General features: G+C 51.1%; 22 protein-coding genes. 11 read left to right on the forward strand and 11 right to left on the reverse strand.

Annotated features, from left to right (window positions below):
• Nucleotides 1-40 precede the first annotated feature (40 nt).
• Entirely contained in the window at nt 41-1,774 is a 1,734-nt protein-coding gene (gene polX / locus BP727_RS02620) for a DNA polymerase/3'-5' exonuclease PolX (RefSeq protein WP_286857241.1), read from the reverse strand.
• A 40-nt stretch (nt 1,775-1,814) separates the two neighbouring features.
• Nucleotides 1,815-2,540: a DUF128 domain-containing protein gene (locus BP727_RS02625; protein WP_157863636.1), complete on the reverse strand. Its 726-nt coding sequence runs from the start codon at nt 2,538-2,540 to the stop codon at nt 1,815-1,817.
• A gap of 101 nt (nt 2,541-2,641) precedes the next feature.
• Between BP727_RS02625 and BP727_RS02630 the strand changes: the two genes are divergently transcribed.
• Nucleotides 2,642-3,355, forward strand: coding sequence for an RNA ligase partner protein (locus BP727_RS02630; protein ID WP_013718452.1), 714 nt, complete (start codon nt 2,642-2,644; stop codon nt 3,353-3,355).
• 31 nt (nt 3,356-3,386) lie between these two features.
• Here BP727_RS02630 and BP727_RS02635 read toward each other — a convergent pair whose 3' ends face one another.
• Complete coding sequence (locus BP727_RS02635; RefSeq protein ID WP_286857244.1) at nt 3,387-6,656, reverse strand: hybrid sensor histidine kinase/response regulator; 3,270 nt, start codon at nt 6,654-6,656, stop codon at nt 3,387-3,389.
• 554 nt (nt 6,657-7,210) lie between these two features.
• Between BP727_RS02635 and BP727_RS02640 the strand changes: the two genes are divergently transcribed.
• Nucleotides 7,211-7,555, forward strand: a complete 345-nt coding sequence (locus tag BP727_RS02640; RefSeq protein WP_273272230.1) for a DUF555 domain-containing protein — start codon at nt 7,211-7,213, stop codon at nt 7,553-7,555.
• Between the two features lie 42 nt (nt 7,556-7,597).
• Here the strand turns inward: BP727_RS02640 and BP727_RS02645 are convergent, their stop codons facing one another.
• Entirely contained in the window at nt 7,598-9,931 is a 2,334-nt protein-coding gene (locus BP727_RS02645) for an ATP-dependent DNA helicase (RefSeq protein ID WP_013718449.1), read from the reverse strand.
• A 146-nt stretch (nt 9,932-10,077) separates the two neighbouring features.
• On the opposite strand from BP727_RS02645, the gene BP727_RS02650 reads away from it, so the two are divergent.
• The 8 genes from BP727_RS02650 to BP727_RS02685 all read left to right on the forward strand — a co-directional run bounded on the left by BP727_RS02650 (nt 10,078) and on the right by BP727_RS02685 (nt 17,386).
• A complete protein-coding gene (locus BP727_RS02650; RefSeq protein WP_273278989.1) occupies nt 10,078-10,713 on the forward strand; it encodes a hypothetical protein in 636 nt (211 codons plus the stop codon).
• A gap of 16 nt (nt 10,714-10,729) precedes the next feature.
• Nucleotides 10,730-12,043 carry a hypothetical protein gene (locus BP727_RS02655; RefSeq protein ID WP_273278988.1) on the forward strand — a complete coding sequence of 438 codons (1,314 nt, stop codon included), beginning with the start codon at nt 10,730-10,732 and terminating at the stop codon, nt 12,041-12,043.
• 192 nt (nt 12,044-12,235) lie between these two features.
• Nucleotides 12,236-12,964 (forward strand): hypothetical protein, encoded by a 729-nt coding sequence (locus tag BP727_RS02660; RefSeq protein ID WP_013718446.1) that lies wholly within the window; start codon nt 12,236-12,238, stop codon nt 12,962-12,964.
• Complete coding sequence (locus tag BP727_RS02665) at nt 12,961-14,481, forward strand: LysM peptidoglycan-binding domain-containing protein (protein ID WP_273272223.1); 1,521 nt, start codon at nt 12,961-12,963, stop codon at nt 14,479-14,481. The genes BP727_RS02660 and BP727_RS02665 overlap by 4 nt, the downstream gene beginning before the upstream one ends.
• 73 nt (nt 14,482-14,554) lie before the next feature.
• On the forward strand, nt 14,555-15,271 hold the full coding sequence (locus BP727_RS02670; RefSeq protein ID WP_013718444.1) for a CRISPR-associated protein Cas4: 717 nt from the start codon (nt 14,555-14,557) through the stop codon (nt 15,269-15,271).
• Between the two features lie 125 nt (nt 15,272-15,396).
• Nucleotides 15,397-16,500 (forward strand): OBG GTPase family GTP-binding protein, encoded by a 1,104-nt coding sequence (locus tag BP727_RS02675; RefSeq protein WP_048132806.1) that lies wholly within the window; start codon nt 15,397-15,399, stop codon nt 16,498-16,500.
• Between the two features lie 187 nt (nt 16,501-16,687).
• A complete protein-coding gene (locus tag BP727_RS13550; protein ID WP_013718442.1) occupies nt 16,688-16,894 on the forward strand; it encodes a CxxC-x17-CxxC domain-containing protein in 207 nt (68 codons plus the stop codon).
• 162 nt (nt 16,895-17,056) lie between these two features.
• Nucleotides 17,057-17,386 (forward strand): hypothetical protein, encoded by a 330-nt coding sequence (locus BP727_RS02685; RefSeq protein ID WP_286857250.1) that lies wholly within the window; start codon nt 17,057-17,059, stop codon nt 17,384-17,386.
• Between the two features lie 60 nt (nt 17,387-17,446).
• On the opposite strand, the gene BP727_RS02690 is transcribed toward BP727_RS02685, so the two are convergent.
• On the reverse strand, nt 17,447-18,280 hold the full coding sequence (locus tag BP727_RS02690) for a phosphate ABC transporter substrate-binding protein (RefSeq protein ID WP_273272218.1): 834 nt from the start codon (nt 18,278-18,280) through the stop codon (nt 17,447-17,449).
• Nucleotides 18,281-18,942: 662 nt separating this feature from the next.
• Here BP727_RS02690 and BP727_RS02695 point away from each other — a divergent pair.
• Nucleotides 18,943-19,422, forward strand: coding sequence for an XkdF-like putative serine protease domain-containing protein (locus BP727_RS02695; protein ID WP_273272216.1), 480 nt, complete (start codon nt 18,943-18,945; stop codon nt 19,420-19,422).
• Nucleotides 19,423-19,562: 140 nt separating this feature from the next.
• On the opposite strand, the gene BP727_RS02700 is transcribed toward BP727_RS02695, so the two are convergent.
• The 6 genes from BP727_RS02700 to BP727_RS02725 form a co-directional block, all read right to left on the reverse strand.
• Nucleotides 19,563-20,321 carry a hypothetical protein gene (locus tag BP727_RS02700; RefSeq protein ID WP_273467151.1) on the reverse strand — a complete coding sequence of 253 codons (759 nt, stop codon included), beginning with the start codon at nt 20,319-20,321 and terminating at the stop codon, nt 19,563-19,565.
• 160 nt (nt 20,322-20,481) lie between these two features.
• Nucleotides 20,482-20,916: a hypothetical protein gene (locus BP727_RS02705; protein ID WP_286857252.1), complete on the reverse strand. Its 435-nt coding sequence runs from the start codon at nt 20,914-20,916 to the stop codon at nt 20,482-20,484.
• Nucleotides 20,917-21,293: 377 nt separating this feature from the next.
• On the reverse strand, nt 21,294-22,265 hold the full coding sequence (locus tag BP727_RS02710) for a radical SAM protein (protein ID WP_286857254.1): 972 nt from the start codon (nt 22,263-22,265) through the stop codon (nt 21,294-21,296).
• Complete coding sequence (locus BP727_RS02715; protein ID WP_286857256.1) at nt 22,262-23,668, reverse strand: dihydrolipoyl dehydrogenase; 1,407 nt, start codon at nt 23,666-23,668, stop codon at nt 22,262-22,264. The genes BP727_RS02710 and BP727_RS02715 overlap by 4 nt, the downstream gene beginning before the upstream one ends.
• 103 nt (nt 23,669-23,771) lie before the next feature.
• A complete protein-coding gene (locus BP727_RS02720; protein ID WP_013718436.1) occupies nt 23,772-24,272 on the reverse strand; it encodes a hypothetical protein in 501 nt (166 codons plus the stop codon).
• Nucleotides 24,273-24,359: 87 nt separating this feature from the next.
• Complete coding sequence (locus BP727_RS02725) at nt 24,360-24,662, reverse strand: DUF357 domain-containing protein (RefSeq protein WP_013718435.1); 303 nt, start codon at nt 24,660-24,662, stop codon at nt 24,360-24,362.
• Between the last annotated feature and the right edge of the window lie 15 nt (nt 24,663-24,677).

Below are 24,677 nucleotides of genomic sequence, written 5' to 3' on the forward strand. Positions count from 1 at the left end.
AAATCTGCATCTCTTCCTTTTATCTAGAGCTAAAAGACTCCTAATGCTTCTTTTTAAGAAACTGGATGAGATCCTTCAAATCCATGGCATTGATCAGGTCCTTTTTTTCCAGCCAAGCTCGCCTGGCGACGTTAATCCCGTATTTCATGTTTAGAAGTTGCCCGGCGTCATGGGCATCGGAGTTGATGCTCATCCGAACTCCCATCTCCTTTGCCGCCCGGGCATTGACATCATTCAGATCCAGGCGGCTGGGATGAGCATTGATCTCCAGAGCGGTACCGGTTTTTGCCGCTGCCTCTAAAACCGCATGAAAATCCATATCCGATGGCTCTCGCTGGTTGATGATCCTTCCCGTTGGGTGGCCAATGATATCTACGTTCTGGTTTTCTATGGCCGAGATCAGCCTTCCGGTTATCGTCCTCTCCTTCTGCTGCTGGGCCATATGGACCGAGGCAACAACGACATCCATCCTTTCCAGAAGATCATCGGGATAGTCCAGACTGCCGTCTGCCTTTATGTCCACCTCCGCACCCATCAGGACGGTGATCCCTTCCAGGCTATCATTTGCCTCTGCCACCGCCTCGATCTTCTCCTCCATCTTCTCTCGTCCGATCCCTCCGGCGATGCCTACCGATGGGGAATGGTCGGATAATGCGATATACTCATAGCCCAGAGACCGGGCGGCTTGGGCCAGCTCGATGATGGAGGCTCTGCCGTCCGACCAGATGCTATGGACATGCAGATCTCCCCGAATATCCTTCGCCTCGACGAGCCTGGGCAGCCTCCCTCCCAGCGCCGCCTCGATCTCTCCCCGGTCCTCTCGCAGCTCAGGCGGTATGTACTGCAGGCCCAGGGCCTGGTAAACCTCTTCCTCCTGATCGAAGAACAGATCCTGGCCATTGGCCAAGCGGGTGAGGGAGTACTCGCTCAATGAGTAGCCGCGATCGAGAGCAAGCTGGCGCATGCTGACATTATGCTCCTTGGAGCCGGTGAAGTACTGAAGCACGGTGCCATAGGACCGGTGCTCGACTATCCTCAGGTCCACCTGGATGGTATCATTCATAATGACGCTCGCTTTGGTGGGACCCTTGGCCAGGACCTCCTCTACTAAAGGCATCTTCACAAAAGCCGCCACGATCTCCTCTGGCCTTGCAGCAGTGGCCAGAATATCGATGTCTCCAACGGTTTCCTTTCGTCGGCGGTAGCTTCCTGCGGCAGTGGCATGCTCCAGGCCCTCTATGCCTCCCAGATATGTCAGGATCTCATCAACAATGCTCTCAGCAGTGCTGTAGAGAATGCGATTGCTGCGCTTCCTGTACCTTTCGATGGATTTCAGTATATTCTTCTCGCGCACCACGCCCATTCTGGGAAGCCGGCGAATACGGTGCTCCCTCGCAGCTTTCTCCAGCTCATCCAGGTTGGTTATATCCAGCTTCTCATGGAGCATAAAGACCGTCTTTGGGCCTAAACCTGAGATCTGGAGAAGCTCGGCCAGGCCCTGCGGTGTATCCGCCAGGAGGTCTTGATGAGACTGAATCCTGCCGGTGCGCAGGTACTCTTTGATCTTCTCAGCGATCGCCTTGCCAACGCCAGGAATGCCCTCCAGCCTTCCATCCCTGCAGACCTGCTCGATATCCTCTGTTAGGGATTCGATTGCCCTTGCAGCTCTGCTGTAGGCTATTATCTTGAAGCGATTCTCTGCATGCAGCTCCAGGAGCTCTGCCATTTGGTAGAGAATGCCAGCAATCTCGCGGTTCTTGACGGAATCGATCACAAAAACGGATTGATCACTTGTGGTATAAGAATAATGCTTTCTAAAGAAGCTCTTCTATATGCTTCAATTCAGAAATATCTGTCAGGTCGCTGATCGACTCATGCATCACATCTATCTGGCATTCCTTTGCTGCAGCCATAAGATTGGTCCCTCCGACCAGTGCCAATCCCACATGATCCCTCTCCACTGAGACTCCCAGGACATTCATATTCGGCTGGCCCAGCTCCAGCACCCCGGCGAATCCCGCCTGGGCCAGAGCTTCAAGCACATCCTCGATCTTGTCCCGGGCGAGCATAGGTGCCTCGTGAAGGTTACCTAAGATCCGGCCATTCCCGGTGCGCATCATCCCAGTGATATTCATCAGCCCTTGAGCGGTCAGGACATCAATGGGATCGACGGTCGTAGCCCAATACATGAGCATATCTGTGAACCTGGTCGGCTCTCTCTCAACCACCTCCACCAGACCTCCTCCTTTGGGATGAACCGGTATGCCATGCTTGAGCATTACGGCGCAAAGGGTCAGGCTGCAGGCGGTCTTGATTTTGATCCTCCCCTTTCCTTCTATGACCTTGATCATCGGCGACACCGCCAGGCCGCTGTTGATGGTATCATAAAAGACTGCCAGGGTCTCATCCAGAGCCTCCTTTCTTACCGTGGTGGTATTGGTAATGATCTTGCCCTTCATACCCGCCGGATCGAAGCTCACCTGATGCATCAGGTTCTCAATTCTGGCCAGGGTGAAGACCAGAGGTTGCACTGGGGTCACATCCTCCAATCAGCGATAGGGCTTTATTAGCTTTTTTGGGGGCACTTTCTTTTGGCCTTTCTGGAAGCTATCTTATATCACTTGATCCAATACATTCAGCAATGTTGCGCCAAAGATTTGTTCTGGATACAACTGCACTTACAGACTCCATGGCCTGGGAGAGCGAGGGCGCCACTGACATCTGCGAAGGAATGAACGCCATCCTGGATCGCATTTCAGAGGGCAGGCTTCACCTGGGAATCAGCTGCTATATACCATATCCCTCCGTCTACAATGAGATCAAGGATTTTGCCAGGCATAATAGCTGCGATTCTCGCATCCTGGGAAAGGTCGATACCTGGCTGGTCAAGAAGACTCCGGACAGATACAAGGTCAAGGTGCCTTCAAAGATCTTTTATGAATATGTGGATTACATGAGGAGCCGCATTAATAAGGGTATGAACATATCTGAGGAAGCTGTATGGGAGTCGGTCTCCAGATGCATCGCTTTGTCAGAAAGCAAGGGCGATCTGAGAGAGATGAGGGATGAGATAGAAAGGGAGGTCGTGGGGAGCATAATAAGGAAGTTTCGGGAGAAGTACAGAGCTGCCCTTCGCTATGGCATTCTGGATAGCGCTCCCGACATCGATGTTCTGCTGCTGGCCAAGGAGCTGGATGCTGCAGTCGTCTCCCAAGATTTGGGGATACAGCGCTGGGCAGAGCAGTTGGGTCTGCGCTTCATGGAATCCAGATCTTTTCCCATAATGATAAAAGAGTACATGAATGCATTGCCGGAGCTTTTTATAGAGGAGAGAGAAGAGGATAGAATGATCTGATCAGCATTGATCATCTTTTCCATAATTTCATCTAATCTATTGGCTTCACACTTTCCAAGGCTGATTTCAGCTCTCCTAACTGGATCGGTTTGCTCAGATAGCCATTCATGCCGGCTTTCAAGAACTCCTCTCGATCACCTTCCAGAGCGTAAGCAGTCATAGCTATGATATGGGGTTGCGAGACTGATCCATCCATCTCCCTAATATGCCGGGTGGCCTCAAGGCCATCCATATCCGGCATCTGTATATCCATGAGAATGACGTCGTAATGCTTTCTCTTCACACTGGTCAGGACCTCAGGACCGCTGCTGGCTACATCGGCCTTATAGCCGAGATGTCTCAGCATTATGAGCGCCACCTTCTGGTTTATGGGATTATCCTCCGCCAGAAGGATAGACAGATCGCGGGCTATATCTTTGGATGAAACGGACTGAGCTTCAAAATCTTGGATCTCTCTTTTAGGCGGAGATATTAGATCGATAAGAAGCCTCTTTAGCAGACGCGGTTTCACTGGCTTGGTCAGCCATCCGGAGAGCGAATCATCCTTCACTACCTCCTCTCCCATATGGCTTATCATCACCACAAAGGAGGCAACGCTCAAATCCTTGATCCTCCGGGCAAGAAGCAGGCCTTCCATGTCCGGCAGAACGGTGTCCAGAATTACACAATCAAATGAATTGCTCTTTAATTGCCCGGTCCCTGATATCGCTGTCCCTCTGGTCATGAGCTCTATGGCCTCTTCAGCTCTAGCTAGAGCTACAGCCTCCATTCCCCAGGAGCCGGCCATCCCGACGAGCATATCTCTGACCGACCTGTGGCCTTCTACTATCAGCACCCTCTTGCTGGAGAGGATCGAATCTCCAGGCTCTGAGCGGCTATCATCATGATGTAATTGGCAGCGAATGGTGAAATGGAAGGTGCTTCCCACTCCCTTTTCGCTCTCTACCCAGATCCTTCCTTCCATCATCTCCACCAGCCTGCGGCTTATGGCCAGGCCCAGACCTGTGCCGCCATAATGCCTTGTGGTTGAGGAATCAACCTGGGTGAAGAATTGAAAGAGACGGCTTAGATTCTCCTGAGAGATGCCGATTCCAGTATCCATAACTTTAAAATGCAGCTCGATTCTTCCATCATCCAGTGGGGTTGTGCTCAGGGATAAGACGATCTCTCCCTTCTCAGTGAACTTGGTGGCATTTCCCAGAAGATTGACCAGGATCTGACGCAGACGGATCTGGTCTCCCAATATAAACCTGGGCACATCATCGTCCTGGAAATACGCAATCTCAAGGCCTTTTTCCGCTGCATTCGCTGCCACCATATCCATCGACTCCTCTATGCAGCCCAGGAGATCAAATGGTAAGATCTCCAACTCCATCTTCTCTCCTTCGATCTTGGAGTAATCCAGGATATTGTTGATAATGGCGAGAAGGGTGTTTCCGCCGGTTCGAATGGTCTCCAAGTATTCGCGCTGTTCAGGCTTCAAATCGGTCTCCAGGAGCAGGCCGGTCATGCCAACGACGGCATTCATTGGCGTTCTGATCTCATGGCTCATATTGGCCAGGAAATTGGATTTCGACCTTGTGGCTAATTCGGCTCTCTCTTTGGAGTTCTTGAGGTCCTCCTCCACCATCTTCTGGTCAGTGATATCGCGAATGGACTCGATTGCTCCATAGATATTACCCTCTGAATCGTACAGAACCGCTGCACTACCCTGCAGATAGGTCAACTTTCCATTGAGGTTTGAGATGAAGCTAACGCCAGCCAGGCTGCCATCCTCGTGCCACTTGAGCTCTTCATAGCAGCCCTTTACATCAAGATCCTGATTTGTGACCAGGTCAATCAGAATTGGCCTTCGCTTTTTATAAAAGGGCAGAGAGTACTCATATTCGCCCTTTCCCAAAATATCCTCTGCCTTGACTTGGGTCATCATTTCTATGGCCCGGTTCCAGGCAATTACCACTCCTTCTTTATTGATGACGAAGGTAGCATCCGGGAGGAAGTTTATGATATCCGCCATCCTGCGCTCCGAGTCCCTCATGGCTGCTTCCGCTTGTATTCTCTCTTGCACTTCACAATTCAGATCTCTATTGGTATCCTCCAGCTGCTTGGTTCGCCGGGCCACCCTTTCTTCAAGCTCTTCGTTGAGGCGGATGACCTCGGCCCTGGCCAGCTCTTTCTCCTGAATATCCTTCTGAGCTTTTTTATAAAGGCTGACATTTTCGTTCAGAACAAGTATCTGTCGCAGTATGACCAGGCCGATTATCATCCCCACTGCCCAGGATAAGCTGGCGAAGGAAAGGCCAATCGGATTTTCATAGCTCCAGACCAGCAGAGCAAATGCTCCCGCTGCGAATAAATATGGAAGGTAGAGTGGCCAGGTCAGCCCTCCTGAGCGGAATTCCCCGAATTCAGGTATCTTGAAGGAATTCTTCTTTGATACAACATCCGCCTGAGACATGCCCGCAAGACCTACCAGTGCATAGGATAATGGCCAGCCCAGATCGAGAAGACCTCCTGCTGCATAGGAATCAGACCATGACAAATGTAGAAATATGGAATCGGTTATAATCAGACCGATCATTCCGGCAGCAAGAAGGAGCAATGAGGTCTGTTCATTGCCCCGAATCTTCCTGAAGAGAAGCTCCAGGACAGAGAAGAGCAAGATCAGATCCCCTAGAGGATAAATGATATAGATTAGCAATGTGAAAAGGTCGTAGTTTGCTGATTCCTGAACAACTGGACTGATTATGTAGTTCCAGAATATGATTATCCCGGCAAACATTACTATTCCGAAATCCAGGGCCATCTTGAATCTCTCTTTTAAGGATAATTCCAAAGAGGGGAGGACGAAGATCCCCCATAGAAATAGAGGATAGTATGCCAGAAAGAAGACGTTTGAGATGGAAAAAAATGGGTCGACCTTGAGAATGGTCTCTTCATAAGCCCAAATAACATCCCCCATGGTGAAGCTAAATGTCGCTAAAGAGAGGATCAGCCAGGTCAGATATACTTTTTTTCTCTGCTGATAAGAAGAAGCAGCCGCATAAAGCAGGGCTAATGCAGCCATGCCGTTTATTGGGATGAGCGCCAGGTCTGTGAAAGCAACTGTCGCCTCTGGATCATCCCTCAAGATGAACATCACCAGGGCATAACAAATGACAATTGAGCTTGCGATGGCCAATGAATAGCGAAATGGAAAGACCCGCCTGGATGCGCGCCGCTCGGATGAATCTGGCGGCTCGCCCGCATGGCTCTCCGAATTGTCAGTAGCGACAATTGCCGTCTCGGCTGCGTTATTCATCTTCGTCTTCCATTGAATGATGGCATCATCAATGTGGAGCAGTCAATATCATCATCATCCAGAGTGCAATTCGCCCGTCTGTATAGCTGAACGGGGGATGGCAAGGAATCCGGCTTGGATCAGATTTAAGATGATATATCAGGCTCCTCGTTATTTTGTATGGGTGAACTTGAATCGCTGGTTCTCTGTGTCTCGGTGCCTCTGTGGTGAATCGCGATGCTCTGACCCAACCACAGAGACACAGAGGAACAGAAGCCATATTCTCTGCCTGAACTCACCCAAATAATTCAGCGAAGAGCCATTTATCAGATATCAACCTCTATAATGAACAAGACCTTGACCAACCATTCCAACTCCACTCAGGTTCTATATTTCAGCTTTCTAATATAACAACATATCCGTCCGTAATGATAATGTATTCGCAAAATATATAGCATTACGATTCTTTATAAGCGGTATATTATTGAGAATGGCAACATGATTTTATAAGTAGTATAGAAAGAAAATTTCTGGCGGAAAAAGTAGATATCATACATCCTCCTAGCATTTGAGCAATGCCGAATTTCAATGTCTTGCTGGAGGGTGCCTGGCTGGTCAGAGATGTCAAGACCGAGAATGATGCTATCGGTGTGGCCATCTCTGAAGCGGGAAAGAGATTGAACCAGAGAAAGATGGACTTTGTTGAGGTAGAGGTGGGCCAATGGGATTGCCCGGAATGCAATGAGCCCTTAGACGGCGTCTTCCTCGTCGCCAGCATGGCACTGGTGGCGCTATTATTTGAGATCAAGATCTTCAATGCAGAGAGCGAGGAGCATGCAGGAAGGATCGCAAAATCAACGGTTGGAAAGGCCCTGGGCACCATTCCCCTGCGGGTGCTGGAGACAGAAAAGATCGGCTAGATTCTCCGATTCATCCCTCCACATGGGCTGGGTCTCTTGGTATCAGCTTCTCTTGGAACCGGGATCCCCCAGGCCTAGAGATCTTGCCAACTCCCTCAGATCCCTCTTGCCTCCCCTTCGCGGCCTTGCCCTCTTGGCCGAAGAGGATTCATCTCCCTTCCTGCCGCTCTCCTGAGCTCTTCTCTTCTGGGCAGCGCCCTTCAAATCGCCTGCAGGGAGGATTTCAGAGTCTCTTTCTGGATTGCCTCCGGAATAATTATCCATCTGCCATTTCGCGATCTTCTCTTGGATCAATTCCCCTCCTTCTCTGGCATCCACCAAAATCAACTCCTCCCTCACCCAGCCTGGAAGGAACTGATTAACTCCCCCGAGATCGTCATATCCAAACCGGCGGTCGCAGAACAGCAGGACGCCCCTTTCGGATTCCGCCCGGATAACCCTTCCTGCAGCTTGCAGCCCCCGGTTTATCGCAGGCAAAGTGTAGGCGATGAGCATACCTTTGATCTTGCCATATTTCATGGTATAGTAGCTGTTGATCTCCTTTTGGATCTCGTCGTATGCCGACAAAGGCAGCCCTACCACTGCCACTCCTTTCAGGGCCTCGCCTTTATAGTCGATCCCCTCTGCCAGCTTTCCACCGCACACCCCGGTCAGAACCCCCCCGCCCCTGGCCCCTAAAGAGAAGAACAGATCCAGAAGCTCAGGGACCTGGTCTGCGCTGCGGGGCTCAACACAGAGCTTCTTTCCAACCTTCCTTGAGGATGAGAGACAGACGTCCCGGTAATTGTTCATCATGGGATAAGAGGTGAAAAACACCGCCACATTTCCCGGGACGCACTCGATCAGTGATCTTATGTGCCCCGATATCTCCTCCCTATTGTCCATATCCTCCCTCTGCTCCAGCTGGGTCGTGGCCTTTTTAGCCACCAGGAGGAGGCGGTTTTCCTTGGGGAAGGGGTTGGGCAGGCTGAGCTTCTCTGCTCTGCCCTCCTCTCCCAGACAGTAGAGCTCATAAGCCTCCAGGGGGGAGAAGGTGCCGGAGAGCATGATAGTGGCATTGACGTTGTCTGTAATCCGCCGGATGTTGGCCGCCGGATCGATGTTATTGACCTCCAGCCGGACGAGCTTCCTTTTTCCCACACCGGTGACCACGATCTTCCTCTGAAGAGCGATATCGGTCTCCGCCGTCTCCATGTCTCTGAGAAAGAGCAGCACCAGGGCGAGGCTGGGCTGAATATCCCCCTGCAGGTTCTCCCTATCTCCTTCCGCCAGGTTCAGATCGGCGACTGCCACTGCAACATCTGAGAAATATGATAACGCGTCTTCGATGTCATCGATCCCATCGTAGAGGAAGGCGCGAAACAGATCGGCATCCATCAGGGCCTCGCCCTCAGGCATTCTATCCAGCCGGCTCTGAAGGAACCTCCGGAGCCTGGGAAGGAGCTGTCGTATGATCCTGATTCCCTCTCTCCTCCAGGAGGCTTCCTCTCTCGTCTCCTCCAGCCTGGCCTGCCCCAAGGTGCCCTCGAACTTCTCCACCTCGGTCTCGGCAAGATCTATCATCCTTTGGGTGAGGTGGCGTGAGTTCATTGCTCTTACCGCATCTCCCAGGTTATGGGCCTCATCTATGATCAGGGTGACCTTCTCCGAGTCCATCTCCAGCCACTGGAAGATGATGTCCTGGAAGTCAGGACTGAAGAGGTGAGAGTAGTTCATGATCACTATATCGCTGTTCTTGGCGTAAAGGCTCATGATCTCATAGGGGCAGATGCCCTGGCAGGAGTCCATAAGCCCCGAGGGTGCGGTTACCCTCTTTTTCAAGCCCTCTACCACATCCAGGGCCCTGGCGGATCGGCGGAAATGGACAGATCCATTTATCTCAAAGCCTTCTCTGCTTCGCAGGTAGTACGGGCAGAACGTCCTATAGCCAGGCTCCTCCTCGGGAATGCTATCTGCATGAGGATCGTAGATGGCTGCATTGCCCTTGCCGATCTTCGAGGAGACATAGTTTTTCGTCCACTCTCTAAGCCTCAAGCAGCCGGCATAGACGCTCTCTGCTCGGAACTCGCCCTCCAGAGGGCAGATCCTCTGCTTTCCCACCATATAGGCGATCTCCGGCTTGTGGCGGGTCTTGGACCAAATTCGATTGATCTCATCGATGTAGATATCGATCTGAGAGACGGTTCTCACCGCTACCACGATCTTTCCCGGAGCGGCGGCCAGAGCAGCGCTGATGCAGCTCGTCTTTCCAGTGCCGGTGGGAGCATCTATCATCAGAATGCCCTGATTTCCTCTGCTCACCACATCATAGACTGCGTCCAGCATCCTGTCCTGGTGAGGCCGGAGAGACTCATAGGGCAAATAATCCAGGTACACAGAGGCATGATTCCACTGGGAACAGATAAATGCTATCCATAGCACGGAAGAAATAGGGGAGAAACCATTGCAAAAGACTCTCTTGTATAGAAAAGTTGAAATTGTATTGATGACATCCTTATTCTGTAGCATTGATGGTGAGGGTAATGAAAGCGGAAATTGCAGTCTTGATCATGATAATATTGACAATTGTCTTTCCTGTATTGTCTTCTCCTTCCCAGAACGAAGATGGCCAAGACGGCCTTGCTGGATATGAGAGCTCCAGATTGTCGATCATGAGTTTAGACACGAAGAGGCTGGAGGAGAGGATGGCCGGAGCCCTAGTTGATATGATGTCCAAGAGCCAATCAGACGGTGAGGGAAAGGGTAGCAATGGCGATTCTATCAGCTCTGGTTTGAAGGGATCAAATCCACTCAATCCGGAATTGCCTGGCACGAATCATTCTGTAGCTGGCACATCGGTCCTCAACTCTTCAATTGCTAACATATCAGCACTAAACTTCACAGCCACTAATGCATCAATCAGCTCATCAGCTACCAATGGATCTGCCACTGAAGCATTCGCTGGCAATCAATCTAGGCTGAACTCATCGATCCCGGTCCCGGGTGGTTCAACTGGAAATCAAGGCATAGGTTCCAGCAGCAATGCTAAGTTCGATGGCTACTATGGAATCAAGTCCTCCCAGCACCAGATGGGCAAGAACAACATCGACTCCAGCACCTTCCTTAGCGGGAGCTTCTCTATGGAAAAGGCAGTAAAATTCCAGGATATAGGAATCTAGAGGCGGCCAAGACACCATGAAAAAGACCAATATCCGCCTGGGGACTGCATCTCGTCGACTTCAGTCAATTCTACTGGTGTTGCCACTCCTGGCATCGCTTCTCTTCGTCTTCCTCATCTCTTTTTATCATATCTCTCCCGCCGCAGCCTCTCTTTATGGTGAGGGACTGACAGAGGAATGGAACAGGACCTACGGAGGAAGGTATGGCGATGGTGCCTGGTCAGTCCAGGAGACCAATGACGGCGGTTACATCCTCGTGGGCCATACGGCAACCAGGGGAGAGGGAAGCGACCTATGGCTGGTAAGAGTCGATCCAGATGGAAACCCCCTTTGGAGCAGGATTATGGGTGGATCGGGCGAGGACGTAGGCTATTTTGTCCGGGAGACCGCAGATAGCGGCTACATCATCGCCGGAAGCACCAACTCCTTTGGCTTGGGCGAGGAGCGGCTGTGGCTCATCAGGATGGACGGGAATGGAAGCCTGCTCTGGGATAAGACCTTTGGCGGTTTTGTGCACTCTTCAGGCGATGGTGGCTGGTCAGTGGATGAAACCGATGATGGGGGATATATCGCAACCGGCTATACCCAATCAAAGAGCATTGGTAGAAAGGACCTCTGGCTCATCCGTACCGACAGCAACGGGAATCTGCTATGGGATAGATGCTATGGAGGGGCAGATGAGGATGTGGGATTGTCTGTACTGCAAAGCCAGGATGGCGGCTTCATTGTGGCCGGCAGGACGGCATCCCTGGGGAAAAGGGGGGACGATATCTGGCTTTTGAAGACCGATGACCAGGGCGTCATGAGCTGGAATGTAAGCTATGGCGGAGATAAGGATGATGTCGCCTTCCAGGTGGCGGAGCTGGCCAATGGTTACGCCCTGGTGGGCAGGTCGGAGTCAGGCCTGGAGGAGGAGAAGATCATTCTTATCCGGCTGGATCAGCTAGGCCGGAAGATCTGGGAGAGATCGTACCTGGGAAGCTCAGGCACCTCTTTGCAGCAGACAATCGATGGCGGATTTGTCATCGGCGGGAGGATCGATAATGCTGATTCGGGAAGAGATGCTCTGATCATAAAGACCAACTCTGCCGGACTGGAGGAATGGAGAAGGGTTCTCGGTGGTAAAGGGGATGATCTCGGAAGCTATGCTATTCAGAATCGGCAGGGAGACTACATCCTGGCGGGAATAACCTCATCCTTTGGATCGGGATCTGAAGATGTCTGGCTTGTCAAGATGGTCTTAGAGGATCAGGCAGAGATCAACTCCTCCAGGATGGAGAACCTGACCCAATACCTTCAATCCAGAGTTAAGCCGTCAAGAAATCAATAGCAACTTTTGGTTATGAAATGGGAAGCCCTATCCCTCAGGTGGGGCAGTTTGCCAGCGTCTAAAACGAAAAATCGCTATAAATCCGCTGCGTAAAGCGCATCATCAAAAGATCAATCGAAAAAGCTATTCGAATTAAAGCCTAAACCCATTAAACCGTAAACCGCACAAATTGCACTACTGGAGGAAGAGCAGATGACAGAAGAGAAGCAGGCCCATAATCGGGATAAAAAGGACGCAGTGAGGAAGTTACTCATAGAATATGCAAGGGCTCTCGCCCCATCGCTTAATATTTATCAGTGGCCAGTTGAGACCGCACGCTGGCACGAGTTGGTCTTCTGCCTGCTATTCCGAATAGGCCAGCCTCAGATCCAGGCGGATAGAGCAAGGGCCATGACGCAGATGCTGGCCGACCTCAACCTGCTGGAGATAAGCTCTCTGGCCGGGGCAATGGCAGAGAAAGGGAATAACCTGGAGCATCCCGATATGATCCTGATGCATACCCTGTTGGAAAGGATGGGCATGACTCCGGATCAGTCTCAGGATGCAACTCTGACCATAGCTCAGGCCGCCCGGGTCCTGGCTGAGAGGCACAATGGAAAGGTCCAGCGCTGCCTGCGCCAATACGGTCAGCAGATTCTGAACCATCTCAGCGAGCAGTTCTCTTTTGACCGAATCCCATCCGACCAGGCCAGGCTGGCTCTGGCCCATTGGCTGCAGAATACCACCAACATGCCCATAGAGCTTGCTGAGCCCGATGTTATTGAATTCTGCCAGAGGGCGGGAATCACTCTGGAGGAGATGACGGAGGTGGCCGACGAGATCGACCTTAACCTGGCTCTGCTAGACGATATTATTGTCAACTCGCTTGTCAGCTTTGGATTTGAAGAGCCAAAGGATGAATGGAGGAGGAAGGGGATGTGAGCGAAAAAGCAATCCCCAAGTACATCTACTTCGTAAGCGGCTACCTCACCAGCCCGGAGCAGGATATATCCCGAATCTATTTCGAGAAGCTGAAGAGCATCTTCAAAGCCGAGGCTCCTGGATATATATTAGGATTTAGAAATCCGCTTTCGGATAGGCCTTTTGAGCTAATTGAGAAGAAGAAATGCTCCAAAGAAGAATTCCTCAAGATATGGAAGGATGAACGAACTGCAGGAATCATTTGGTCCTCACATGGAGATCCCAACACAGGGTACCCATGGGCGGCACCTGCCGAGCCGTGGCAGAAACCCACTATCATGAATATCTTTACACTCCCCAAGTCTGGCAGGAATCTCCGTTCCCTGGCAGTGCTATCCTGTGGAAGCCATACAGCAGAGAGTCTCTGGCGAGAAAAGATGAGCTACAAGGATCCTGTTATTTACAGCATTAGCGGCCTGCTGCGAGACGGCACGCTCGATTTAAGCGACCAAACCTATTCCTGGATAAAAGAGAGCAGACTGGAATCTCCGGATAAACCTTTAGCTGGTGCTCGTTATATGATGCAATATGCCATGGGCACGTTCAATCCTGGCAGTCTCGCAGGATGCAGCGGATGCGACTGCAATATATCCGGTCGTAACCAGGCCCAGTACCGCCGCAAACAAGATTTAGTCGAGCAAATGATTTGGAGGGACTTCTCCGAGCCTGAGCACGTATTCGTGCCTTACCAGCGCATACCCAATGTAGAGACTGATGCCTCTCATTACACCGCTCATAAAATCAGGCCCGGAGATAGAGTTTGGTATTTAGCGGAGGATTACGGTTACAGCGATAGAAAGCGATTCACGGAAGATGTAAAGAAGCTCAACCCCGCCATCAACTTCAAGACTCTGCGACCTGGACAGACCATCAACGTGCCTACCAAAATTGGGGTTCCAGAGAGTCTCCGTCCTCCCTATGCCTTCGATATCAACCAGCCGAAAAGGGGAGATACCTTTTCCCAGCCCTCGCAGCTTCGTATCTTGGACCAGCACCTAACCAAGATTTTCTCACCACCTCCGGCAGCGCATCTCTCTCAGCTCCACCTCCTGAATCAGCAGCTTATGAGGACACCCAATCCACCCACCAGGATGCCAACATTTGACGCCATAGACGCTCTAAAGAAGTTGGAGCAAGAGGCTCAAGAAAGGCAGGATACCAGGAGATGGCTGCAGCGCACTTCTGATCAATTGAACAGGCGCCCCCTGGCAGTCGCTGCTGCAACTCCACCTTCCACGCTCCGCATTCTGGACGATCATCTGAGGCAGACCTATACCCCTGATATCAGGACGCAGGCGTTCGATGCCATGGATGCATTGAGATGGCTGGAGAGAGATGCTCAACAGAGAAGGGACACTCATAGATGGCTATCCGGCATCGAGCAGAATCTGGACAGAAGACCGGCTGCATTCTACCAATTAGAGACGACGAGACCTTCTACTTTGAGCCTCCTGGGACGCCATCTGAGAAAATTTTAAGAGCAGAGGGCTCCTGAAACCCTGCAAGTACAAATACAAAATTTTTTAAAGACTGAGAACAGATGCTAGATTGATGCACCAGACCGTACGGATCTCAGACATCAGCCTTTACCTGCGCTGCCCCAGGCTCGTCTACTTCGATTCCCTGGGCAAGCTGCCGAGATTCAGCAGTGCGAAGCAAATCCTGATGCGCAGCCTCGCTCTCTCATTGCTGCAGAAGGACGATCTGGAAGGCCAGCTAAGAGAGGCTCTCGGAAGGCTGGAGGTGGAACTGCCCCTGATCTACGATCTGGAGCCAGGCGAGCTTCAGGCCGCCTTGAATGAGGCGGATGAGGAGATTGGATCGATGGTCAACGGTCTTAAAGGCTGGATGGACCAGCTCATCCCCTTTGAGGCAGAGGTAGAGCTCTATTCGGAGAAGCTGGGTCTCTCCGGCAGGCTGGATAGGCTGGCTCCAGGAGATACGCCCTCGATCATCCGCACCGGCCGGCCGCCAGAGAACGGAATCTGGAAGAGAGATCGTCTCATGCTGGCCGGCTATTCACTCCTTTTAGGAGAGAAGGAGAATATAAAGGTGGATTGGGGACAGGTGGAGTATCCAAGCCTGGGCATGGTGCGAAGGGTGCCCGTCCGCAGCACAGACAAAGCCCGGGTGCTGCGCATTCGTGATCGAGTTCGCCTTATCAAAAACGGCCAGCTTCCCGACAGGCCGGAAGGCTCCCCCTGCCAGTCATGCCATGCACAGACGATGTGCGAGATGAGGCACTCTTTGGCCTCAAAGTTCTTCTAATTGCCACCCATCCCATAGCTTTTAAAGGAGGAGCCCTATTGCTCTTGGGAAAGTGGCGCATCACACTTCTATTTGATGGCTGGAAGGCTCATTTGGCTGTCCTGCCCACCAAGAGGAAATACAAAATGGCAACCATCGAGGAGCAGATCAAGGCGCTGGAAGAGGAGATCTTCAACACTCAGAAGAACAAGGCCACCGAGCATCATCTGGGCAAGATTAAGGCCAAAATAGCGAAGCTGAGGGCCCAGCAGGAGCTTCAGAAGATCAAGGGCGGCGGAGGGGGCAGAAGATACTATATCAAAAAATCAGGCGATGCCACGGTGGCCCTGGTGGGGTTCCCGTCCGTAGGCAAATCCAGCCTGCTCAATTATCTGACCGGATCCAAGTCCGAGGTGGCAGCCTATCAGTTCACCACCCTCGAGGTCATTCCTGGGGTGATGAAGCACAAAGGCGCCGAGATCCAGATCCTGGATATGCCAGGGATCATCAAGGGAGCGGCGCGGGGAAAGGGCAGGGGCAGAGAGGTGATCACTGCCGCCCGGGCCGCGGATATGATCCTCTTATTGGGGGACGTATTCAATTACAATCTGAAGGTCCTGGAGCGGGAGCTCTATGAGGCCGGCATAAGGCTGGACAAGCAGCCGCCAAACATCCACATCACCCAGGAAAGGAAGGGGGGCATCATAGTGCGCAGCACTGTTCCCCTGACTCGGATGACGGAGTTCGAGATCGCAGAGATCATCCGCGCCTACGGCATTGTGAACGCCAATGTAACCGTTCGAGAGGATATAGACACTGACACCCTGGTCGACTTCCTGGCTGGGAACAGGGTCTATATTCCCTCTCTGGTGGCTATAAACAAGTTCGACCTGCGCTACGGTGGGATCGAGGACAAGATCGAGGAAGACCTGGGCAGGGACTATCTGCCCATATCCTGCGCCACCACTGAAGGCCTCGAGGAGCTAAAAGACCATATATATGAGACGCTGGGATTCATTCGCATCTATCTCAAGCCCAAGGGAGGCAAAGCAGATCTTGAGGAGCCTCTGGTGCTCCTGGATGGAAGCACAGTGAAATCGGTATGCGAGCATCTTCATAGGGACTTCGTAAACCTATTTCGATATGCACTGGTCTGGGGAAAGAGCGCCAAGTTCCCTGGCCAGTCCATAGGGCTGGATCATGAGCTCCAGGATTGCGATGTGCTCTCGATAATCACCAAGAGGAGATGATCGGCCGGAGATGGCCGGGCATTTTGGCAGCGAAAAGGCGCCTGCTATCATAATTTTTTACCAACAAGTATATATGCTCAGCCATCCTCCTTATACTGCTGCATTTCGTCTATCAAAGTAATTTGTTGAGATGTTTTCTGTAGCAGTCTCGATTCTTTTGAGTCGATTCAAAAGGTAAGTGAATTAAATGTTTGAGAGAAAATATGAAAACAGAGGTAGCTCCGGCGGCAGCAGAGGCAGCTACAATAGTGGTCCGAGAGAAATGACTGACGTAACCTGCTCAGAATGCGGCAAGCAGACCCAGGTTCCATTTAAGCCGGATGGGTCCAGACCGGTTTACTGCAGCGAGTGCTATCAGAAGCACAGACCTGCCAAAACATCCAGAAGATATTAAGCTGATTTAGCATCACATAATAGTCGATCCGTTTTGATTTGAAGGCAGGTGCTTTCGGGCAAATAGACGAGCGGCAAAAGGATACTCATGCCGCTCAATAGCCTTCAGTCGACAGGTTCGGCTCTTTCGATGCGGAATTGTAAGAAATGGGGTGCGTTTAAAATGAAACCATCTGAATCAGCGGATTTGGTTAAATTTGAGGGCATAATCTCAGAGCTCAAGAGAAGAGGAGTAGTAGTACTGACGCACCGCCCGACTCGATGGGGCTATGTGGTGGATGCAGTCATACCTTCAGCAAAGATCGTCATCCTTAAGGTGCCAGATATCACAAAACAGATTAAAGTGGCCATGAGCCAGTTCAGGGATCTGATTAACCGTCTGGAAGACGATGGATATCAGGTCGAAGTGATTCCAAGAAATAGAATGAGCCCAGAAGAGATCAGAGCCTTCTGTGACCGGATCGCGACTGAGCCGTCACTTGCTTCTGCTTGAAAGTCCAATTGATAACCATGCTAGCCAAAAAAATGGCACCGTATATCCATAAGTCCCATCTCAGGCCGGTATGAATCCGTTCTCAATCGCAATCTCCTGGCCTTCTGGACTCAAGACATAATCGGTAAATGCCTTTGCCCCAGGACTTGGTCTGCCCAGGGTGATGAAGTAAAGCTCTCGGGCAAGGGGATATGTTCCATTTTTTATGTTTTCTATCGTCGGCGGGATACCATCAAGGGATATCACTTTGCTGTCTCCTCTCATTATATAGCTATATCCGACATAGCCTATGGCATTGTCGCTTCCCCGGATAGCCGTCTTGACCTCGGAGCTTTCAGCCGCCTCATAGCTGACTCCGGGAGTCTCATACTCTCGACTTCCCATTATGATCTCATCGAAGGAGTCCCTAGTTCCAGAGCCTGGCCTCCTTCCTATGGCGAAGATCTCCTCGTCTGGCCCCCCGAGCTCTTTCCAGTTGCTAATGCTGCCAGAATAGATCCTCCTCACCTCCTCAGCGGACAGGTCGGTGACACCAAAATCGTAAACCTCTGGGCTGACCATCAGGCATATGGCATCGTATCCCACGGTGATCACATTAAACTTCTCTGTTGGCGTCTCGTATCTCTGTCGCTCCACCAGGTGAAGCTCCCGAGAGGTCATGGCGATCGCCGATCTGCCCTCGACCACGTTCACAATCCCCACCCCCGAGCCTCCTGCGGTCACAGTCACATGGTAGTTATCCTGGAGCATATTGAACTCCTCCGCCGAAATCTCTGCCAGGGGCATTACGGTGCTGGACCCAGATATTGCCACCTTCTGCTCTCGTGCTTCGACCGATACATAAACGAAGAAAGATACCAGCAACAAGACCAGTAGTATGCTCTTGACCTTCATCACTATCAAAGAAAGGGCCTGATATTATGTAAGGTTAATGTTCAGCTGAGTGTAAGCTACCCCTCCCCTGAAGGAGAGGGGCTTTCAGCAGCCCTGAGCAGATCTGTTTCAGAATCAGAGATCTGCCCGGACCTCCAGGCCAGCCTACATGCATCGACGATCTGCAGAGGTCCCAGTCTTGCTGGAACGTTGGCCTCAGATCTGCCAAAGACGGCTTCAAATCGTGTTTCGACCGCACCCTTTCGGGCAGGAGTCTGGCAGAGCCGTACAGGATCAGCATCGAACGGTTTACCGCTAGGGTGCCTATGATGCCCAAGTACATGCAGGAGATTGATTTGACATGTTAAATATGTATGCAGAGCACCGCGAAAGTAAACTGGGAAGTGTACCCAATTCCTCCCACCCCCTAAAGGAGGTGGGCCTCCTTGGTGCTTTACTGTGATGTCAACCCATCGTGACCACTCCCGCCCCTTTACTATAGTCAGGAACCTGATTGTTGGATAAATATAATTATTCGAGGCCCAGAGATCCGGAGCGTTGAGGCATTGGTGATCTGGTTTTCTCTCAGGGAAAGATTTTCTAGATTGCTGCAGCGCTCAATCCGTAGATGGTGGTGGCCTTGGGAAAGCAGGCCGGCGAGTCACTGGGAGAGCTAGCCGACCATGCTCCATCCTCATGCCGTCTTGAAGCACGGAGACAAGGGCGAGGTCATCCGCAAAGCCTCGATGCTCAGAGAGGCCCTGTTCGCCCAGGGATTAAATTGCGGATGCGATAAGGGATTGCTCGGAGAGGAGATACGCTGCCTTATTCTCAAGGCTGATGTAGAGAGGCGATTGGTTTACAGCGTGATAACTGAGCCAGACACCGTAGATGTTCAGGGCGATGTGATGAGAGCCGAGACCATCGAAGAGATGGCCCACAATTTCCAGCACCGCTCCCGCAAGTTCGACAACAGACACGACTGGAAGGCGGTAGATGCCGCGCCGGTGGAGTCATGGATCCAGAGAGAGGCTACGGTGCTCGTGGGGGAGAGGATCAGGGCCAGATCATGGGTTGTCGGGGTAAAGGTCTTGCTGACCATATCTGGCAGAAGGCTCTGGCCGGGGATTATCAGTCCTTCAGCATTGGCGGGAGGGGGGTGAGGGTGTCGAGGGTGAGATTTGGGTGAGATGAAGAGTGATTCTGGAGACCTACAGGATCTTATCTTTAACTATTGCCGTAAGAGATCCCATTAAGACTCTGCAGTTAGGATACTTGCGAATATTTAAGCATAAAATGTTTGTCATAGTAATAATAGGTTGTTGCTTTCCGGCAATAACATTAGCTTTTTTTTGCCAATTTCGGTTAAAGACCTACACGGTTCCATTAAAATACCGTTAACCATTTCGGGATTGTGCTTGTCCTTTGTTGGTTGATAATATATATGACCAGATTGATATTTATAGTACTCTATGTCTTTTGATATAATATTGTTCTTTCCTGTAACAAACATAATTGGGGTAGATCCTTTATTCCATATACCGGCTATGAACTTAGGAGTTAATTTTAATTTTTTTAAATTAATTATTTCTATCTGATGGGGATTTAGTATTAATTCGTAACAATGAGCTAAACTTTCCCCCTTAAATAGCCCATTCATAGTGCCAGCAAATTCAGGTTGATAAAGAAAAATCCCTGAAACCTTTGAATCTACTTTTTCCTTAAAATAATCGATACTTGCTCTTTTGCACGATCCAAGATCTATCTCTCTTGGAACCCTTAAGAAAACTATATTTATCGATTTCTGATCGTCCTTTCCATGATTCTCAAAATCTTCGCATGCCTTATCAAAAATTTTTTCTAATAAGGTTTTCAAATCATTTTGGTAAAGTTTTGTGAATAAGAATAGAATATATGACATTTCGTCAGAGCATATAGGGCCTGGAATGGCATCATTCTTTATAGAATCAGGCTCATTTCCAGTAGAATATTTTACAAAAACTGACCATCCACCTTTTAGCTGTTTCGACCAATCATCATCAACTGTTATCTTAGAATCCAAATTTAATAACGTGGGCAAATTTTTTTGAAGTGACCGCCAATCCAAAAGGCTAGGAAAAGATTTTTCATTAATTATAAATATTGTATTGCATCCATTCTGGATATTTTGCTTGATTATTTCTTTAATTATTTCGGATTTCTCGAAAAATTCCTCAACACGACTAAATAGGCCATAATTTTTTATGGATATATATATATATATTAAATTCGTTTTGTATTAGTTTCAGGTCATATACAGGATTATTAGGATTTGTCGGAAATTCTAATACGGAATGCCCTTCATTATAATATCCACCCGCAACAATTATCTCAAATATAGCCCCTTTTAGCTCATTGCGATCTTTGCTGCTCTTGATCTTTTCCACAAAATATTTAGTGCGATCTTCATTAATTTGTTTGCATTTTTCTAGGCAATCACCAAATATGAGTAGTTCCGTACAGGCGATCCAATCTGCCTCAGAATTGACCCAATCCGTCCTTTTCCATATTTTTTGAAGCTGATTTTCTGTGCCGGATTCGAGCCAAGATACATCAAATAAATCCGAAATGATTTTGCGGGCCTTTATAAAGTTAGCTGCTAATTCCTTGGGATCCATAATAAATACAACGTGATCGATCACATATTAATAAGCACTAGCCAGCTTAGAGCTGTGATGTGGAAAAAATGCCTAATGCTCTCTCTTTTCAGGCCACAAATCCCGACGGCTCGACAATAAACCTCAAGCCCATCGAGTACCGGGCCGACTGGCCCCACATGGGCCACCAGAGGCTCTTCTTCTGGTAGCTATGTGGCCAGGGGATCGATGAGCTGGCCACGATCAAGGTTACGGGTTCCAATCCGGATAAGCCCGTCTTTTGCGGCTGGTTTAAGGGGATCAAGAGGCCCTCCAACCGATCCCTCTGGCTCCAGGAACTGGCTGGAGGATAAACCTCACTCTTCTATCATCCAGCTCCGCCACCAGGCCCTATGAGGCTACATCCACTCATAATGCCTCAAAACCTCGGGGACGAACTCGAAGAGGAGGCTGTTTTCCGCATATCCGAAAAACAGGCAGCCAGGGCAGGACTGGACTGCTTCCTGCCGGCCAATCCTTGAGGCCTGCCAGGCCTCCGCCAGCCCATCCTTCACATTGGCCAGGGATTGAGTATGGACCCGGCAATTCTCGATGCTTCCATCCGCTGCTACATGGAGGATGATGTCGCTGGCATGGCATTTGAATCCGGGCTTAAGTGATGATATCATCTTCAGATAGGTCAGGGAGTTGATGATCGGCGCACCAGATCTTTTCAGCTCTATCAACCTATGCACCGCCTTCTCATATTCAGATCGATCCCGGATTCCCAGGTCCTTCCAGACCGAGTCCGAAATTCCTCGGGACTCATGCAGGGGCTCAAATGAGATCCAGGTGCCCAGCTCTTCGGCCAGATGGACCAGATCCTCCAGCTCGCCCGTGTTTTTGCTGCTTATCACGCAGTTGATCAGAATCTCATGGCCAGCCTTCTTTGCCGCCCTGATCCCGGCCAGGGCATTTTCCAGGTCTACTCCCCGCAGCTCCCGATAGCTCTTGATCCCGTCCACGGAGACGGAGAGATAATCAAGGTCGCCAAGCTCATCCGCCCTCTTGGCGAGCAGAAGGCCGTTGGTGACCAGACTGGTGATGAGGCCCTGGGATTTAGCATGCCTCAGAATCTGGGGCAGATCCTCCCTGAGCAGGGGCTCGACGGTCCAGGCATTATAGACCCCGATGCCAAAGGAGCTTGCCTCATCCAGCATCCTGAAGATCTCCTTCTGAGTCATCTCTCCTCCGGGCTCTCTCCAGTACTGGCAGAAGGAGCATCTGAGGTTGCAGCGGGCGTTAACCCCATGGGAGAGGACATAAGGCCTCTTTCGAATCCGCATCTGCCAGAGGGCTCTGGCCGCCAGCCGGGGGGAGAAGGATCTCATTTGGGCTGCTCCCGGTTTCTAGAGCGCTCGATCCCGGAGAATGCCCTCCCCAGCACCTCATTGATGGTAGGATGGATGACCTGAGACCTCATCACAGTGGAAAGGTCCTGGCGGTCGGTGTTCATCAGGTAAACAACCTGCTGAATGAGCTCTGGCGCCTCTGGGCCGATTATGCTCGCCCCCAGGATTCGGCCAGTCTCCTCCTCCAAAACTACCTTCGCCAGGCCGTACTCCTCAGCCATAGCCACCCCCTTGGCCGAATCTGTGTATCTCGCCCTTCCCACCAGCACCTTCAAGCCTCGGGCCTTTGCCTCGCTCTCTTTCCTGCCCACTCCCGCCACCGTCGGATGAGAGAATACGGCATAGGGAACGGCATGATAGTCAGCCGCTTTCCGCTCTGCTTCTTTTTCAGCCAGAAGAATATTGTGGGCTACGATGCGGGCTTCATAGTTGGCAGTATGGCGGAACATGTGCTTTCCGATAGCATCTCCCAAAGCCCAGATGCCCTTTTTGCTGGTCTGGAGATATTCGTCCACCCTGATCCAGCCTTGCCTATCGATTTCCACTCCTGTCCTCTCCGGGCGGAGAAGGTCGGAGTTAGAGCGCCGGCCCGCGGCAAGGAGGACCTCCTCTCCCTCGAACTGCTGGATCTGGCCGCCTTTTGTCTCTCTGGCAGAGACGACCTTCTTTTCGCCATTCCTTTCCACCGATAAGACCTCGTAGCCCGTGACCACCCGGCAGTAGCGGGAGAGGCTCTCATGCAGTCGCTGTGAGATCTCAGGATCCTCGCCGCTCAGAAGTCGGGGGCTGCGTCCCAGGATGGTGACCTCCGTTCCCACAGCGGAGAAGAAGTGACCGTACTCGCAGCCGATATAGCCTCCGCCGATTATGATCAGGCTTTGGGGAGGCTCTCTCAGATTAAGAAGCGATACGTTATCGATATATCCCGATTCTTCCAGGCCTGGGATGGGAGGAACACGAGACCGAGAGCCGCTGGCGATGACGAATTGGGGGGCAGTGAGGGTTCTTGATCCCACCTTTAAGACATACTCGTCGATGAACTCCGCCCTTTCTGGATAGTGGGTCAGATTCTCCCTCGATCTGATGGTCGCTTCCATTTGGGCGCGCCCCTCATCCACCACCTTATGCATGCGGTTCATGATCAGAGGAAAATCGATCTTCTCGATTCGGGCATGGACGCCCCCCGCCCCAGCCTCCTGGATGCTCCGGATAATGTCTGCTGGATGGATGAGCGTCTTCGAGGGGATGCAGCCGTTGTTAAGGCAGGTTCCGCCCATGGGGCCCTGGTCCACCAATGCGGTATTTCTTCCCGATCGAGCGGCTTGAGCAGCCACCAGTGCCCCTGCGCCCGAGCCGATGACGATGAGATCGAATCTGTTCATGCTGTTCATGATATCGGATATCAGAAGGTCCTGATAGCTTAAATATATGCGGGAATATGGGAGCCGTCGGGCAATGGGATGGAATAGGGACTCAGGACGATCTTCAAGCGATATAAGAGACGCTGGACCGGTCGAATCCCTCTACCAGCTCGATTCCCTCATCATCCGCCTTCCATGATACATGGGGATAGGCGAGATGTTTGATGAATCCGGATGCTCTGGCGGCGAATTGCGTTGCCAGGTGCTCCTCGCCCAGGGCTTCTCTGGTGATCTGGTGGACCTTTTCTTGCACCTCTGTCTCATCCAGGTAGCCCAGGGAGTGTATGTACTCATGCAGAAGAACATGGAATGCGTAGGGCTTGTATAGCTCAGGGCGGGTCTCCATGATCCTATTCAATGGTATCTTATTCAGGACAATGACATTGGAGCCTGTGGTGAAAAAGCCTCCCAGGAAGCCATGGGGATCGTTTCCCAGGTTCGCCATGCCCAGCATCAGGCCGCCCCTTCGTTTGTTCATGCTCTCTTCAACCAAGGTCTTTACCACCTCAAATATGTCCGCCAGGGAAACTGCCTCATCCAGGCGGGTCCTGTAATCAATCCTCATTTCAAGCCCATGTAGCTACGTCTAAGTATATAATAGTAACCTGAAGTTAGTTTAAGCTCGAACTGGCGTATTCCATGAGAGGTCCTTCTATTTGCCTATCAGAGGATCTTGATCAGAGATCTCTTCCCCTGGGCCCCTGTGCAGGAGACTCTTTTCCAGGCCGATCTCCATCCAGGCCCAGGCCCAGATGACCGCCTCAAAGGCTCTGATCAGATCATTCTGTTTTAGAAAATGGTGAGAGTCGGATAGATAAGAGGAAATGTTCTCCAGCATTCTCTCATCCCCGGATAGCTGGCCGAAGAGCGATTCTGCCTTCTCCTGCCACTTCACAGTCTCATTTGAGAGATCCTCTTTCAGGCTTCTCTCATCCCCTTTTAGGCCTTCCATCATCTTATTCAATCACCG

It is taken from the genome of Methanosaeta sp. UBA356 (assembly GCF_002496465.1).
Lineage (GTDB): Archaea > Halobacteriota > Methanosarcinia > Methanotrichales > Methanotrichaceae > Methanothrix > Methanothrix soehngenii.

What these genes read in the sequence shown, in the direction of transcription:
- BP727_RS02650 (WP_273278989.1), top strand. Translation starts at nt 10,078, where the DNA reads ATGAAAGCGGAAATTGCAGTCTTGATCATGATAATATTGACAATTGTC.
- BP727_RS02635 (WP_286857244.1), bottom strand. Translation starts at nt 6,656, where the DNA reads ATGAATAACGCAGCCGAGACGGCAATTGTCGCTACTGACAATTCGGAG.
- BP727_RS02705 (WP_286857252.1), bottom strand. Translation starts at nt 20,916, where the DNA reads ATGGATCCCAAGGAATTAGCAGCTAACTTTATAAAGGCCCGCAAAATC.
- BP727_RS02675 (WP_048132806.1), top strand. Translation starts at nt 15,397, where the DNA reads ATGGCAACCATCGAGGAGCAGATCAAGGCGCTGGAAGAGGAGATCTTC.
- BP727_RS02720 (WP_013718436.1), bottom strand. Translation starts at nt 24,272, where the DNA reads ATGAGGATTGATTACAGGACCCGCCTGGATGAGGCAGTTTCCCTGGCG.
- BP727_RS02715 (WP_286857256.1), bottom strand. Translation starts at nt 23,668, where the DNA reads ATGAACAGATTCGATCTCATCGTCATCGGCTCGGGCGCAGGGGCACTG.
- BP727_RS02695 (WP_273272216.1), top strand. Translation starts at nt 18,943, where the DNA reads ATGCTCCATCCTCATGCCGTCTTGAAGCACGGAGACAAGGGCGAGGTC.
- BP727_RS02725 (WP_013718435.1), bottom strand. Translation starts at nt 24,662, where the DNA reads ATGATGGAAGGCCTAAAAGGGGATGAGAGAAGCCTGAAAGAGGATCTC.
- BP727_RS02690 (WP_273272218.1), bottom strand. Translation starts at nt 18,280, where the DNA reads ATGAAGGTCAAGAGCATACTACTGGTCTTGTTGCTGGTATCTTTCTTC.
- BP727_RS02710 (WP_286857254.1), bottom strand. Translation starts at nt 22,265, where the DNA reads ATGAGATCCTTCTCCCCCCGGCTGGCGGCCAGAGCCCTCTGGCAGATG.
- BP727_RS02660 (WP_013718446.1), top strand. Translation starts at nt 12,236, where the DNA reads ATGACAGAAGAGAAGCAGGCCCATAATCGGGATAAAAAGGACGCAGTG.
- BP727_RS13550 (WP_013718442.1), top strand. Translation starts at nt 16,688, where the DNA reads ATGTTTGAGAGAAAATATGAAAACAGAGGTAGCTCCGGCGGCAGCAGA.
- BP727_RS02670 (WP_013718444.1), top strand. Translation starts at nt 14,555, where the DNA reads ATGCACCAGACCGTACGGATCTCAGACATCAGCCTTTACCTGCGCTGC.
- BP727_RS02640 (WP_273272230.1), top strand. Translation starts at nt 7,211, where the DNA reads ATGCCGAATTTCAATGTCTTGCTGGAGGGTGCCTGGCTGGTCAGAGAT.
- BP727_RS02655 (WP_273278988.1), top strand. Translation starts at nt 10,730, where the DNA reads ATGAAAAAGACCAATATCCGCCTGGGGACTGCATCTCGTCGACTTCAG.
- BP727_RS02630 (WP_013718452.1), top strand. Translation starts at nt 2,642, where the DNA reads ATGTTGCGCCAAAGATTTGTTCTGGATACAACTGCACTTACAGACTCC.
- BP727_RS02685 (WP_286857250.1), top strand. Translation starts at nt 17,057, where the DNA reads ATGAAACCATCTGAATCAGCGGATTTGGTTAAATTTGAGGGCATAATC.